Origin of the sequence: Hyphococcus sp., assembly GCF_965267305.1 — a bacterium.
Taxonomy (GTDB): domain Bacteria; phylum Pseudomonadota; class Alphaproteobacteria; order Caulobacterales; family Parvularculaceae; genus Hyphococcus.
The window spans coordinates 3,694,590-3,708,290 of the sequence record NZ_OZ253945.1 but is presented as its reverse complement, the minus strand read 5'-3'; the positions used below and the strand labels follow the sequence as shown (position 1 = coordinate 3,708,290).

Annotated in this window: 16 protein-coding genes; 11 read left to right on the top strand and 5 right to left on the bottom strand. The window is 60.4% G+C overall.

All coding sequences use genetic code 11. From position 1 onward, the window contains the following. Positions 1–178 precede the first annotated feature (178 nt). Both ACQY5P_RS18000 and ACQY5P_RS17995 read left to right on the top strand, forming a co-directional pair. Positions 179–718 carry a hypothetical protein gene (locus ACQY5P_RS18000; RefSeq protein WP_428408255.1) on the top strand — a complete coding sequence of 180 codons (540 nt, stop codon included), beginning with the start codon at positions 179–181 and terminating at the stop codon, positions 716–718. A gap of 13 nt (positions 719–731) precedes the next feature. After that, positions 732–875 (top strand): hypothetical protein, encoded by a 144-nt coding sequence (locus ACQY5P_RS17995; protein ID WP_428408254.1) that lies wholly within the window; start codon positions 732–734, stop codon positions 873–875. A gap of 2 nt (positions 876–877) precedes the next feature. Here the strand turns inward: ACQY5P_RS17995 and ACQY5P_RS17990 are convergent, their stop codons facing one another. After that, positions 878–1,507: a LysE family translocator gene (locus ACQY5P_RS17990; RefSeq protein WP_428408253.1), complete on the bottom strand. Its 630-nt coding sequence runs from the start codon at positions 1,505–1,507 to the stop codon at positions 878–880. A gap of 27 nt (positions 1,508–1,534) precedes the next feature. Beyond that, positions 1,535–1,858, bottom strand: a complete 324-nt coding sequence (locus ACQY5P_RS17985) for a DUF1476 domain-containing protein (protein ID WP_428408252.1) — start codon at positions 1,856–1,858, stop codon at positions 1,535–1,537. A 314-nt stretch (positions 1,859–2,172) separates the two neighbouring features. Here ACQY5P_RS17985 and purC point away from each other — a divergent pair, with 314 nt between their 5' ends. Together purC and ACQY5P_RS17975 are read left to right on the top strand one after the other, a co-directional pair. Next, a complete protein-coding gene (purC, locus tag ACQY5P_RS17980) occupies positions 2,173–2,949 on the top strand; it encodes a phosphoribosylaminoimidazolesuccinocarboxamide synthase (RefSeq protein WP_428408251.1) in 777 nt (258 codons plus the stop codon). A gap of 143 nt (positions 2,950–3,092) precedes the next feature. Continuing rightward, positions 3,093–3,833 (top strand): hypothetical protein, encoded by a 741-nt coding sequence (locus ACQY5P_RS17975; RefSeq protein ID WP_428408250.1) that lies wholly within the window; start codon positions 3,093–3,095, stop codon positions 3,831–3,833. A gap of 23 nt (positions 3,834–3,856) precedes the next feature. Here ACQY5P_RS17975 and ACQY5P_RS17970 read toward each other — a convergent pair whose 3' ends face one another. Then, positions 3,857–5,272 carry a M20/M25/M40 family metallo-hydrolase gene (locus ACQY5P_RS17970; RefSeq protein WP_428408249.1) on the bottom strand — a complete coding sequence of 472 codons (1,416 nt, stop codon included), beginning with the start codon at positions 5,270–5,272 and terminating at the stop codon, positions 3,857–3,859. A gap of 139 nt (positions 5,273–5,411) precedes the next feature. Here ACQY5P_RS17970 and purS point away from each other — a divergent pair, with 139 nt between their 5' ends. From purS to purQ, 5 genes are all read left to right on the top strand, one after another. Further along, positions 5,412–5,654, top strand: coding sequence for a phosphoribosylformylglycinamidine synthase subunit PurS (purS, locus tag ACQY5P_RS17965; RefSeq protein ID WP_428408248.1), 243 nt, complete (start codon positions 5,412–5,414; stop codon positions 5,652–5,654). 10 nt (positions 5,655–5,664) lie between these two features. Continuing rightward, positions 5,665–6,360 carry a class I SAM-dependent methyltransferase gene (locus tag ACQY5P_RS17960; RefSeq protein WP_428408247.1) on the top strand — a complete coding sequence of 232 codons (696 nt, stop codon included), beginning with the start codon at positions 5,665–5,667 and terminating at the stop codon, positions 6,358–6,360. Further along, positions 6,357–7,058, top strand: a complete 702-nt coding sequence (locus tag ACQY5P_RS17955; protein WP_428408246.1) for a cysteine hydrolase family protein — start codon at positions 6,357–6,359, stop codon at positions 7,056–7,058. Before ACQY5P_RS17960 ends, ACQY5P_RS17955 begins: the two co-directional genes overlap by 4 nt. Before the next feature lie 116 nt (positions 7,059–7,174). After that, positions 7,175–7,888, top strand: a complete 714-nt coding sequence (locus tag ACQY5P_RS17950; protein WP_428408245.1) for a class I SAM-dependent methyltransferase — start codon at positions 7,175–7,177, stop codon at positions 7,886–7,888. Positions 7,889–7,900: 12 nt separating this feature from the next. Next, a complete protein-coding gene (gene purQ / locus ACQY5P_RS17945; RefSeq protein WP_428408244.1) occupies positions 7,901–8,563 on the top strand; it encodes a phosphoribosylformylglycinamidine synthase subunit PurQ in 663 nt (220 codons plus the stop codon). Positions 8,564–8,615: 52 nt separating this feature from the next. Here the strand turns inward: purQ and ACQY5P_RS17940 are convergent, their stop codons facing one another. Next, positions 8,616–10,100: an amidase gene (locus tag ACQY5P_RS17940; RefSeq protein WP_428408243.1), complete on the bottom strand. Its 1,485-nt coding sequence runs from the start codon at positions 10,098–10,100 to the stop codon at positions 8,616–8,618. 99 nt (positions 10,101–10,199) lie between these two features. Between ACQY5P_RS17940 and ACQY5P_RS17935 the strand changes: the two genes are divergently transcribed. Beyond that, on the top strand, positions 10,200–11,438 hold the full coding sequence (locus tag ACQY5P_RS17935; RefSeq protein WP_428408242.1) for a parallel beta-helix domain-containing protein: 1,239 nt from the start codon (positions 10,200–10,202) through the stop codon (positions 11,436–11,438). Between the two features lie 357 nt (positions 11,439–11,795). Next, positions 11,796–12,893: an SO2930 family diheme c-type cytochrome gene (locus ACQY5P_RS17930; RefSeq protein WP_428408241.1), complete on the top strand. Its 1,098-nt coding sequence runs from the start codon at positions 11,796–11,798 to the stop codon at positions 12,891–12,893. Between the two features lie 119 nt (positions 12,894–13,012). Here the strand turns inward: ACQY5P_RS17930 and ACQY5P_RS17925 are convergent, their stop codons facing one another. Continuing rightward, positions 13,013–13,582, bottom strand: coding sequence for a hypothetical protein (locus ACQY5P_RS17925; protein WP_428408240.1), 570 nt, complete (start codon positions 13,580–13,582; stop codon positions 13,013–13,015). Between the last annotated feature and the right edge of the window lie 119 nt (positions 13,583–13,701).

The window sequence follows — 13,701 nt, the reverse complement described above, 5'->3', positions numbered from 1 at the left end:
GTGCAAGAGTTTGAATGTTATTTTTATTTTACAAATCAATGTGGTGAAATTTCCAGTATGGATTTTGTTTTTTCTTATGCAGTTTTTTTTGACTTCGGCAGGTGATACGGTCGGCAAATAGAAACCGGATGCGGTCGCGAGAACAATAACGGCCGCACATAAAATGCGGGAGGGGCGTGTGGGGACGAAAAGCGGGGGCGCTTTGCGGGCATTCACTGACAATTATTTTTTTCGAGCTGCGGTTTTGCTGCTTCCAGTGTTCGCCGCCTATTACGGCGAGCAAATTATCGCGTTTCATGGCGCGCACTTTGGTGAAGCCCACTGGAAGTTGTACCCCGCATTCTTTGCTGCAGCGGCGGTTTGGTTTTTGTTTTACCGGCTGATGTGGCATTACATGTTTCGCGTTTACCTTCGGCGTGAACACTGGAAATTAGGCGGAAAAAAAGGCGCCGACGCATTGTTGCACAATATCGTCGATTATGCCGAGAGTAAGAACGATGCGACGCGGGCGTTCGTGATTGCTGCACTGGGATTCTATTTCACCTACCTACTTTATGAAATGAAGGTGGAATCACATCATGAAGTTGCGTTCCCCTTGGTGCAAACAATGGGATTATTCATTTTGTTTGCTCGCCACCTCTTATTTCTTGCAAAGCGGAATGAACCTCTATTCGCAGGTCGCCGCGCCATTGTTTCAACTGGCCACAGCGGCGCATGATGCAAATAACGGCTTGCAACCCACGATCGACGATTTTGAAGCCAATCCTGAAAAATTCGACAAGCTGAAAGAGGACTGGGGTCACTACTCAACTGTCGATGATCAGGTCGTCAATGCAATTCTGGATCGCGTGACGAGGAACGAAGAGCGGCGCTAAAGCTAGGCGCCCGGACGTTCAGAAAACAAGAGATAAGCCCCGAGCCCGCCGAAGACCGATGCGGAGATGGCTTTCGTGACGCCCTGAACGGAACGGGATGCGGCAAAGACCCCGCGCAGGGCGCCCGCCGCCGCCGCGACGATGAAAAGGACCAGCGTTCCCGTCACGCTGAAAATTGCACCCAGGAGAAGGATCTGCAACGCCACAGGACCGGCTTCCGGATTGGCGAAGCTCGGCAAAAAGGCCAGATAAAAAAGTCCGACTTTCGGATTGAAAAGATTGGTCAGCGCGCCGGAACGGAAGGATTGCAGCGCGCCCGCAGCGCCTTCGGCTTTCAGCGGCGCGGATTTTTCCATGAGCGTGCGCGCGGCGAGATAGAGGAGATATAGCCCGCCGGCGATGCGGATGACCGTGAGCGCGTGTTCGGACGCCGCGAGCATCGCCGCAAGCCCCGCCGCCGTTGCAAAGGCCCAGCCGAGCGAGCCGGCGCCAATCCCGAGCGCGGCGGCGAAGCCGGCGCGGGTTCCCCCGCGCGCGGTCGAGGCCAAGGTAAAGGCCATGTCCGGCCCCGGCGTTATGTTGAGAAGAAGGGCGCCGCTGAGAAAAAGCGCAAAAGCCGCTCCGTCGACCATGGGCGCCCCCAGGCTTTGCAGGGGAGCCTACTCGCCCGCCTCGATCTGTCTGACTGCTTCGATCATCATCTCCTCCATATGGCGGCGAATCTGATGGTCTGACTGGTTGACGCCCGCGGCGTCGAAATCCTTGCGGAGCTTGCGGAAGACGTCTTCGTCGCCCGCTTCCTCGAAATCGGCCTTGATGACTTCCTTGGCGTAGGCCGCAGCGTCATCGCCGGTTTTGCCGAGCAGTTCGGCCGCCCACAGCCCCAGAAGCTTGTTGCGGCGAGCCTCCGCCTTGAAACGCAGCTCCGCATCATGGGCGAATTTGTTTTCGAACATGTCCTTGCGGTCGTCGAAGGTCGTCATGGTGGCAAAACTCCAGCTCGTCAGCAAAATCAGGCCGCCCGGCGGCCCCAAACTCCATCATCGTCCGGCTCTTTATAGGCGACCTGCGCCCGGCGCAACGCGCCATTCCAAATCGGCGCAACGCATCTGCGGAAAATGTAAGGCCTCAGGGCTTTCATTCAAAGGGCAAGGGGCGTAAACCCCCGCTTCTCCCACAGCGCCAGCCATGCTAGCGAAACGGGAGGGCCCAGCCCCGATGAGTCGGCCGGACCCGCCCCGGCCCGCTATTAAAGCGCCGGAGAAGTTGCGCGTAAGGCGCTGAAAGGATTACGGAAATGGCCCGCCGCAAGCAAATCTACGAAGGCAAGGCGAAAATTCTGTTCGAGGGTCCGGAGCCGGGCACGATCATCCAGTATTTCAAGGATGACGCGACCGCCTTCAACAACCAGAAAAAGGCGGTGCTCGAAGGCAAGGGCGTCCTCAACAACCGCATTTCCGAATTCATCATGACCGGGCTCGAGCGCATCGGCGTGCCGACCCATTTCATCAAGCGCCTCAATATGCGCGAACAGCTCGTGCGCCATGTGGAGATCGTCCCGCTTGAGGTCGTCGTGCGCAATTACGCCGCCGGCTCCATCTCGAAGCGTCTCGGCATCGAGGACGGCACAGCCCTGCCGCGCTCGGTGATCGAATTCTATTTCAAGAATGACGAGCTCGGCGATCCGCTCGTCTCCGAAGAGCACATCACCGCGTTCAACTGGGCGAACCCACAGGAGATCGACGACATGATGGCCCTCGCCCTTCGGGTGAACGACTTCCTCTCGGGGCTTTTCGCCGGCGTCGGCATCAAACTCGTCGATTTCAAGATCGAGTTCGGCCGGCAGTATGAAGGCGACATGATGCGCCTCATCGTCGCCGACGAGATCAGCCCCGACTCATGCCGGCTGTGGGACATGGAAACCGGCCGCATCATGGACAAGGACCGGTTCCGCAAGGATCTGGGTGATGTGACCGACGCCTACCGGGAGGTCGCCCGCCGTCTCGGCGTGTTGCGGGAAACGGAAAGCTCTGGCCAGACCGGCCCCGTTCTTGTCACCGATAACGAAAAATAAACTCTGCTGGCCCATACCGTCCGGACCAGTTCTTCACGCATTTCCGCGTGTAACATGCTGAACAAAGTCTTGCTGAGACGGCTTAAAAGCAATCTTTTTTGCTAAGCCGCCGGAAAGCTGTGTTCGGATAATGTTACAAGGTTATGCCATACGCAGTTTTCACATATGGGTCTGGAAGCGCCGGTTCGTCGCCGGTCGCGCCGTTGCGCGCAACGCCGCCGGACCGCAAGGCGGCGAGCGCGCCCAGCCGTGAAGACGAGAGCTTCGCCGGCAAGACGCCCGACCGTGACGCCGCCGCCGTCAGGGAAGCTGCAGACGCGGCCGTAACAGAGCGCAACGAGACGCAACGCCGCCTCGCCGAGCGCGCCGCCGCCCGCGACACCGAAACCCAACGCGCCGCAAATGAAATCGCCGATGCTTCAAAGCGCGAAGCGGAAGCGCCGCGCGCCGAGACTGTCAAGAACGAGGCTGCACAGGGCGCGAGCAGCGCCGCAAGCAGCAGCAAGCCTGCCGAACAGCCAGGCGCGCAAGAGACTGGGGCGCAAGAGAATGACGCCGCCGCCGCGCGCGCAGAAGCCGCAGAAGCGTCGAAAAGCGACGTGAAAGCGCCGCCCGAGCCGCGCCCCGAAGACATCAAGAAGCTGGAGCAGATCCGGGCGGAGGCGCTCTATCCGTCGCCGCCCTCAGCGCAGTCCCGCGAGATCGCCCAGCGCGCTCATACGGAACTGATACGCGCCGAAGCCGAACTCAAAGCCTATGAGCTTGAGAAATCCATACAGAAAGCCCGCGAACAGGCGATCGCCCGCTTCAACGCCGATCAGGCCGCCGAAGCCTATCGTCAATTTGAAGAATTCGACATGAAGGCCGCAGGCCGGCTCCATTAAGCGAGCCGCCGCAGCTTCTTCCTTTACTCCTCGTCCGGACCGGCAAGCGCCTTGATCATAATGATCCAGTGATCGAGGCCGTCGTAAAATGTTTTCACCGGCAGATGTTCATCAAGGCCATGGGCGTTGGAATTCTCGCTCTCCGCTGAAATCCGTCCGCTGACCCCGTAAGTGGGAACGCCGGCGCGGCGGAAATGCATCCCGTCCGTGCCGCCGGAGCTCATCGCCGGAACGATCTCAATCCCGGGATAACGCGGATCGATCGCCGCCTTCAGCGCCGCCGTCACATCCTCGCGCATGTCGGAAACAGGGCTTGCCACGAAGCGGTCGTCGGCGAGTTTCACCTCCAGCGCGTCATTGCCGATCACATCCACAAGGGTCTCACGCACCGCCTCGATCTCGACGCCGGGAAAAATCCGGCAATTGACGGTCGCCGCCGCCGATTGCGGCAGGGCGTTTTCTGCATGACCGGCGTCCAGCATGGTCGCGACGCAAGTCGTGCTCAACAGGTTTGAGTAATCCTCATTGGCGCGGATGGTCTTGATCGCCTTTTTGTTATCCGGATTGTCGGCGAACGCGACCAGCGCCTTTCCGATGTCGCCGCCGATCAGTTCGCCGCCGGAACGCGCTGACGCCCTTGTGATGTCGTTCGACATCACCGGAAATTTATACTCTTCAACTTTCAGGAGCGCGCGCGCCAGATCGTAGATCGCATTGTCCGCACGCGGACGGGAGGAATGGCCGCCCTTATTGCGGGACGTGACGGTGAAGGTCGCGTAGGTCTTTTCAGCGGCCTGAATGAAATAGGGCAAGGGGGCGCCGTCCGGGAGATAGGCGCCGCCGCCCCCGTCGGAATTGAGCGCGAATTCCGCATCGGACCAGTCCTTGCGGTCATAGGCGAGCATCCGCGTCGTCTCCATGCCGGTCTCCTCGTCGCCGGTGAAGAGAAGAACCAGATCCCGGGTTGGCGTGAAGCCTTCCTGTTTCAGGCGCATGAAAGTCTGGGTGAGATTGACGACGCCGTATTTGTTGTCCGAGGTTCCCCGGCCGAGAAAATAGCCGCCCTCCTCGCGCAACACGAACGGATCGTGCTCCCAGTCCTCGCGCTTGGCGTCGACCACATCCATATGCGCCAGGAAGAGGATCGGCTTCTTGCCTGACGAGCCGTCGCCGCGATACCGGACGCCGAGCGCCGCCGTCTCGCCCAGCGGCATGATCTCGATATCCTCGTCCGTGAAGCCGGCAGATTTGAGCTCATCCGCGAGATAGGCGGCGAGCTCGGGAACCTTGCCGTGTCCCTTCGCGCTGCGGATGCCGATCGCGGTCTCATAGATCTCGCGCGCTTTCGCCTGCGCCGGCGTCAGCTCACGGTCGGCGGCGGACGCCGCTGTTGCAGCCGCAAGAGCGCCGGCGGCGGCGCATATGGTTCGAATCATCATGGAAGCCCCTTTTCTCGCTGAGGGAAGACTACGCACAACCGTCGCCCGCCCGCAATCTTTAGGCCCGGCGGTTGCCTGCCGCCCCGGCCCGGCGTATTGCGTAGGCCGCCAAAGGCAACCAGAACAGCCGGGAAATCTCATGAAAGCGAAAATCACCATCACCCTCAAAAACGGCGTTCTCGACCCGCAAGGCGCAGCCATCGAAAGCGCGCTCGCCGGTCTCGGCTTCGACGGCGCGGAAGGCGTGCGCCAGGGCAAGGTGATCGAGATGAAGCTCGCCGCGGCCGACGAGGCGGCGGCGCGCGCAACCGCCGAAGAAATGTGCAAGAAACTCCTCGCCAATCCAGTGATGGAAAACTACTCCATCGAAATTCTCGCATAACGCTGACGGGATGACGGCTGAACCCCATTACATTCGCGAATATCGCCGTCTGGTTCGCGGCCTCCTGAAACGAAGCGCGAGCGAGGCCGAGGCGATGGAGCGCGCCGTCGGCGGCTATTACGAAAAAGCCGGCGAAGCGCAGGCTGAGCTTGTCAAAAAGCTTTACCCGGAAGGCGCCTTTCATCTTATCGATGTGGGCTGCGGCTCAGGACGCCTGGCGAATGCGCTGCGCACTGAGGCTCGCATCGCCTATTCCGGTTATGACGTCGTGCCCGATCTCGTCGCCTATGCGGAAAAAATCTGCGCGCGTCCCGACTGGCGTTTCGAAACGATCAGCGCCCTCGCCCTGCCGGAAGAAAACGAATCTGCGGACCTGATCATGTTCATGTCCGTGTTCACGCATCTGAAGCCTGACGAAATCAGGACCTATATCGGCGAAGCCTTTCGCGTCTTGAAGCCTGGCGGGCGCATGGTCGCCTCCTATATCGACCCCGGCGCCGCCTCCCATTCGAACTACCGTCTTCCCGCGCTGAAGCAGTTCCTGACCCGCGCTGCGGGCCGCAATGTCATGCTGACGCGCACGCCGCGAGCGACGCTTTCAGGATGGATGGAGACGGCCGGCTTCGCCGTCGAGCGCACAATCACCGAGTCCCGCTTCGGCCAGCATGTGCTGGTGGCGGTCAAATCCGGAGCGCCCGCGCAATGACCGTGCTCGCTGCAAGGCCCGATCCCGTCGAAATCGCCCTCGGTCAATCAGCGCTCATCGTTGTCGATATGCAAAACGCCTTCGCCTCGAAAGGCGGCATGCTCGATCTCGCCGGTCACGACATCTCCGCCGCGGCCTCCGTCGTCGAGGTCAACAAAAAGCTCATCGAGACGGCGCGCGCCACAGGCGTCAAGGTCGTCTATCTGCAGGTCGGCTACAAACCGGATCTTAGCGACGCGGGCGGCCCGCTCTCCCCGAACTATCACAAGGAGCTCGGGCTACGGACCATGCGCGCGCGGCCGGAGCTTGACGGCAAGCTCTTGATCCACGGGACCTGGGACTGGGCGATCGTCGACGCCCTGAAGCCGCAGCCCGGCGACCTCGTCATCCAGAAATCCCGTTACAGCGGCTTTGCGGGCACGACCCTCGACAACGATCTGCGCGCCCACAATATCCGCTATCTGTTCTTCACCGGGGTCGCCACCAATGTCTGCGTCGAGAGCACGGCGCGCGACGCCTATTTCCAGGAATACTGGCCGGTGATGGTCGAGGACGCCATGAACCACGCCGGGCCCGATTTCGTGCGCGACGCGACGCTCTGGAATTTCGAGAATGTGTTCGGCTGGGTCACCGATTCGCAAAATCTCATCGCCGCGTTCGAGAACAGGACGAACCAGCAGGGGGGCGAACGCAGATGAGCGATCCTGCAGGGACCTCGCTGCGCAAAAGGCCCGCCGCCGTCTATCTTTTGACTGATAAGGCGATGTATATGAGCTCAGCCATTCCTGAAAACCAGCCCGGTCCGGCGTAAGCGATGGAAAACCGTTTTCTTGCTCCTCACTATGTGCGCGAATACCGCCATCTCGTGCGGTTTCTGCAGCGGAGGGGCGCTGACGAGGCGAGCATTTTTGAGCGGGCGGTCGGCGGCAATTATCATCAGCAGGGCGAAGCGCAGGCGAAGCTGGTTCTGGGGTTCGCACCGGAAGGGCCCTTCAACCTTCTCGATGTGGGCTGCGGCTCAGGCCGGCTTTCCCATGCGCTCCGCGACGAAAAGCGGGTCTCCTATCTCGGCGTCGACGTCGTGCCCGACCTCATCGAGTATGCGCAGCGGGTGTCGGCGCGGCCGGACTGGCGTTTTGAAACCATCGATTCCCTCAATCTGCCCTGCCCCGGCGAATGGGCGGATGTAGTCGTCTTCATGTCGGTTCTCACGCATCTGAAGCCGGCCGAATGCCGCGACTATATCGCGGAGGCCGCGCGAACGTTGAAGCCCGGCGGCCTTGTGATCGCTTCCTATCTCAACCGCGACCATCCTCCGCACAGACGGAGTTTCCGCCCGGCCTGGCGCCAGCGCATCGCGCGTTTCCTGCGCCGCGAAGTGATGATCTCCTTCACGACGCCCGAGGAAATGACCGGCTGGTTCGAGAACGCCGGGCTCACCGTGCGTCAGACGATCACCGATAAAAGTCCAGTCGGTCAGCATGTCATGATCGGCGTAAAACCTCTTGAGCAACCAACCGCACAATAGCGAGCACATGAAATGAAAACCGCCGTCATCGTCTTTCCCGCCTCCAATTGCGACCGCGACATCGCCGTCGCGCTCGAAAAGACGACGGGCAAAAAGCCGGCCATGGTCTGGCACGGCGACAGCGAAATACCCGACTCCGATCTCATCGCCCTGCCCGGCGGTTTTTCCTATGGCGATTACTTACGCGCCGGGGCCATGGCGGCGAAATCGCCGATCATGCGCGCCGTCATCGAAAAGGCGAAAGCGGGCGTCCCGGTGATCGGGGTGTGCAACGGCTTTCAGATCCTGTGCGAAACGGGGCTCCTGCCCGGCGTCCTCATGCGCAACGCCGGTCTCGATTTCGTCTGCCGCGACGTGTCGCTCCGCGTCGAGAACAACCAGTCGATCTTCACCCGCGGTTTCGACAAGGGCGCTTATGTGACCTTCCCGGTCGCCCATCATGACGGGAATTATTTCGCCGACGAGGAAACCCTCGACCGGCTCGAAGGCGAAGGCCGCGTCGCGTTCCGCTATGTCGACAACCCCAACGGCTCGGCGCGCGACATCGCAGGCCTCATCAACAATGAAGGCAATGTGCTCGGCATGATGCCCCATCCCGAACGCATGATCTCGCCGCTCCTCGGCGGCATGGACGGCGCGGCGTTTTTCAAGGGCCTCGTCGAGGCGGTTTCCTGATTTTTGATCGCGCCGGTTTCACGAAAACCGGCGCCGCTTTTTCGCCCGGCGCTTAACCGAAGACCGCCGGCCGCCGTCCCGCCCAGGGACGAGCTTCCTCCATTTCGAAGCCGAGGCCGATCAGCAAATCCTCCCGGCCGACGCCCGCGCCGAACATCGCGCCGATGGGCAGCCCGTCGAGCGACATGGACAGCGGAAGGGAAATCGCCGGCGCGCCGGAGACATTATAAAGCGGCGTGTACTGAACATAATCGGTAAGCCGCTCCATCAGCGTTTCGTAATCGAGCTTCGCGCCAAGATAGCCGATTTCCGGCGGCGGCGTGCGCAACACCGGCGACAGGATGACGTCATAGGTCTGGTGGAAGTCCGCCATGGCGCCCTCGACCTGGCGGAGGCGATCCACCGTTTCTTCATAGGTCGCTTGTTTCTCTTCGAACATCTTCGCCAGCCCGAGGGTGAAGGGCTCGAAGGCGATGCCGTTGCGCGGCAAGTGAAACGTCTCCTCCCACAGCTTCACCACACGATGGGCCATCGCCGCCCAGAAGATGCGAAAATCAGCGGAGAATTGTTCATCCACCGGGAATTGAGCCTCCTCCACCTGATGGCCGAGCTCTTCGCAGAGCGCAGCGACGCTTTGCGTCGCCTCTCTCACCGCCGGATCGGCGGCATACGCGCCGCCCGGCCCATCCATCACCAGCGCAATGCGCAGGCGTTCTTTCACCGGCCCTGTGACGAGACCGAGCGGGGCGAGGCCGCTTTCCGACGCCGGCAGCGCCATCGCCGCCGAGATCGCCGCCGTGTCGCGCATGGTGCGGCTTTCAACGCCGTGCGTCGACAGCGTTATCGGCAGATCCGCAGGCTCGCCCATGGGCGTGCGCCCGCGCGACACTTTGAGCCCCACCGTACCGCAGCAGGACGCGGGAATGCGGATCGAGCCGCCGCCATCGGTGGCGTGCGCGATAGGCACAACGCCGCTCGCAACCAGCGCCGCGGCGCCGCCGGACGATCCGCCGGAGGAATGATCGAGGTTCCACGGATTGCGGGTCTTGCCCGTCGCGACCGATTCCGTCGTCGCGGTGAGGCCAAATTCCGGCGTCGTCGATTTGCCGAGGCTGACGACGCCGGTGTTCAGGAACTCCGTGACGTAAGGCAATTGCTCGCCGCCTTTGTAGCCCGGAAAGGCGCGGCTGCCGAAGCCCGAGGGAACGCCGGTTACGTCGTACAGATCCTTGATGAAGGTCGGCACGCCGCCCATGACGCCGGCCGGATTCGCCGCATCTTCCTGCGCCGATTTGAACGTCTTTGTCGCGATGGCGTTGACCTCTTTGTCGATGCGTTTCGCGCGCTCGATCGCGGCGCTGACAGCTTCCTCGCCCGACAAGTCTCCTGACTTGATGCGCGCCGCGGTTTCGACGGCGTCGAGTTCGGCAAGTTCGGTCGATCCCGCCTGATCGGGCCGCGAACAGGCGCCCGCCGCCGTCAACAACATGGCGCCGAGGCCGCCCGACCGCATCAGATGCCGCCGCGTGAATGACATGCAAAGCTTCCTTTTATTCCCCTGCCGATTCCGGCATCATCGATGCTTAAAGGGCGCGCGCCCGAAATCAAGAAGCCAGCGCATGATGAGGGACAAGGGATGATGAAGAACGCCACGAAGAACGCGGCTTTCGCGTGTGCAGCATTGCTGCTTGCCGCCGCCTGCGGAGAGAAACAGGAAGCTGCGGCGCCCGCCGACGCCTCCTATCAGGAAACGCTGATGGAACAGCTTCTCGATGCGCAGCCCGGCGACGTCATCGAAATTCCCGAAGGCCGTTTCGCTTTCGACCGCTCCTTGAGCCTCACCGTCGACGGCGTCACTATCAGGGGCGCGGGCATGGACAAGTCGGTCTTAAGTTTTGCAGGGCAAGTCGCGGGCGCCGAAGGCCTCCTCGTCACCGCAAGCGATTTCACCATCGAAGACCTCGCCATCGAAGACACCAAGGGCGACGCGCTGAAAATCTCCGAAGGCGAGAATATCGTCATCCGCCGTGTGCGGACGGAATGGACGGGCGAGCCGAAAACCGAAAACGGCGCCTATGGCATCTATCCGGTGCAGGTGAAAAACCTCCTCATGGAAGAAAGCGTCGCCATCGGCGCCTCGGACGCCGGGCTTTATATCGGCCAGTCGCAGAACGTCGTCATCCGCAACAACCGCGCCGAATACAACGTCGCCGGCATCGAGATCGAGAACACCTTCGACGCCGACGTCTATGGCAATGTCGCCACCAACAATACCGGCGGCATTCTCGTCTTCAACATGCCGAATTTGAAACAGCCGGGCGCGCGCACCCGCGTCTACAACAATGAAATCTACGAGAACAATACGAAGAATTTCGGGCTTGAAGGCACCGCCGTCGCCTCCGTCCCCGCTGGGTCCGGCGTCGTCGTCAACGCCAATGACAATGTGGAAATCTTCGACAACAATATTCGCGACAACAAGACGGCGAATGTCATCGTCGCCAGCATTTTCTCCTCGGGGATTTCGACCGACGGCATGGAAGACGATTTCGATCCCTATCCCAACGGCATCTATGTGTACGGCAACAGTTTCGAAGGCGGCGGCAATAATCCCGACGGGCTCGACCTTCAGGCGCTGAAAGTCGCCGTCGCGGGGCCCATGGGCCTCCTCCCCGACGTTCTCTGGGACGGTTATGTGGACCCGGCGCTCGCCGGCCCGCAGGATGTTCTGTGTGTCCAGAATGGCGAGGCGAAAGTCCTCAATGTGGACGGGCCCAACGGCAACAAGAATCCGAAGATCGCCGATAACGGCGCCCATGACTGCGCCTTCGAGAAACTGCCGGCGGTCGAACTGACGGGTCCGCTGGCTGGGAAATGAGCCGCGCCTTCAAAGGGAGTTTGGGGGCGCCCGCTTAACGGGAAAAACACCCCAAAGACGCGAATTCTTCAATATTTCCCAGTGTTGGTGAATAGTTATCCACCACCTCCGGGGCGGGGTTATGATCCTCGCTGTCGTCATCCCGGGCGCGCCTTGGGAGGTCCCGGCTCTAACAAGCGCAAGACAAATGCTCCGCATTTGAGCGCTTGTAACGGCCGGGATGACGGGAATGAAACAACGGTCACGAAAGCAGAAGACATGCGTAGCCGACAGCAAACAGCAGAAAACTCCAAATGGCGCCACATCGCTCTGCAGCCCAGTAAACATGCGGGTGAAAAATGGCGGGCGATGGGGTTCATGGCCGCCGCCATAATGCTGCTCTCAGCCTGCGCGCAACAGGAGACGACGGCGCCGACATTTCACGCAGAAGAAAACCCGGAGCAGTTGAGCGACTGGGGCATGATCGCCGCGAAGGACGGCGCGTTGCGCCTCAGCGACGGCGTCACGCCTTACGATCTCGCGACGCCGCTCTTTTCCGATTACGCGCTGAAGCTGCGCACCGTGTGGACGCCGGATGGCAAGCCTGCGGTTTATAACGCGGAAGAAGCCTTCGACTTTCCCGTGGGCACGGTGATCACCAAGACGTTTTATTATCTGGTTCCGGAAAACGAGTGGACCGGTGACGTGCACCAGGGACAAGAGCGCGGCGTCCGCGACAACGCAATGTCGCTGGATCATTTGCGGCTCATCGAAACCCGCGTGCTTGTGCGCCGCGAGGCGGGATGGGACGCGCTTCCTTACGTCTGGAACGAAGACCAGAGCGACGCCGTCTTGAAACGTACGGGCGCGGTGATCCCCATGATGCTGATCCGCGAGGACGGAGAGATGGAGCCCTTTTCCTATCTCGTGCCGAACGCGAACCAGTGCGCCGGGTGTCACGCGACTAACGCGACGACGAAAGCGATCCACCCCATCGGGCCGAAAGCGCGGCATTTGAACAAGCCGTCAAGCTTCGCCGACGGCTTCAACCAGCTCGATCACTGGCTGGCGAAGGGATTGCTGACCGGCGAGATCGCGCAACCGGCGCCGCGCAATGCGGACTGGGCCGATGAAACGGCGCCGCTGGACACAAGGGCGCGCGCCTATCTCGACGCCAATTGCAGCCATTGCCACAATCCCAACGGCCCCGCCGACACGTCGGGCCTCGACCTCGAACCCGGCGCGACCGGCCCCGCCATGGGCAATTGCAAGGCGCCCATCGCCGCCGGCCGCGGCACGGGCGGACGGCCCTACGACATCGTCCCCGGCCGTCCCGATCTTTCGATCACCCTGTTCCGTATGGAGACGACCGACCCCGGCGCGATGATGCCGGAGCTCGGCCGCGCGGTGACCCATAAAGAAGGCGTGAAGCTGGTGTCGGAGTGGATCGCGGCGATGGAAGGGGGATGCTCGTAGGGCGTATTAAGCGAAGAGGAATGCCGCATTTCTGCCGCCGTCAATTTCCTCCCGATTTAAGAACATTCTGGCGCTCACCTGATGCGATTAAAATTCGGCATCTACTGTGCTGCAAAGCTTCATGACAGTATAACTCCCAGACCTCCCGCGATGAGGGTCAAAATAATCAAGAAAGCTCCAGCCACATTGCCTAAGTAACGCACACCTGCGGAAGTGCTGTCAAAAAAGCTCAAGCCTGCTATTGGAAAAATATAGCCTGCGATAATTATATATTCTTCGATCTTCAGGAACCATTTCGGCACCGGAGTTCCAAACGCAGTCTTATTTTCAATGAAATAGTCCAAGGTGAATACCAAATAGGTAGAATACAGCAACAAAATCAGCAAAACGATTTTTAGGATGTACATAACCCATCGCCGATGCGACGTAACGAGAAAAGGCAGCAAACACATAAAAGCCGCAGAACACGAATTAACTCCTCGCGACGTTATTGTGAGATTCTCAAAGGGCAAAATGGCAACAGCTTTTTCGATAAGCGCGTTCCATATACTTCTATAAGCCTCGACAACGCTTAAAACTACGCCGCTGATACTTACATCGCCCTTGGCAGCCGCTAAACTTATGAGACCGAGGGCCATACCCAAAGCACCAACAATCGGCCCAAGCGCAAATTTAAGCACCACCCCCACAATTCGCCTCCCCAAATAATTTTACGCACCCCTCAATAAAATTATCGGCAACAATTAAATATGCAAGCGCAGCTTCTAGAGCTGTTATCTCCTAAATATGGCATTTTGGCATGGCCCGC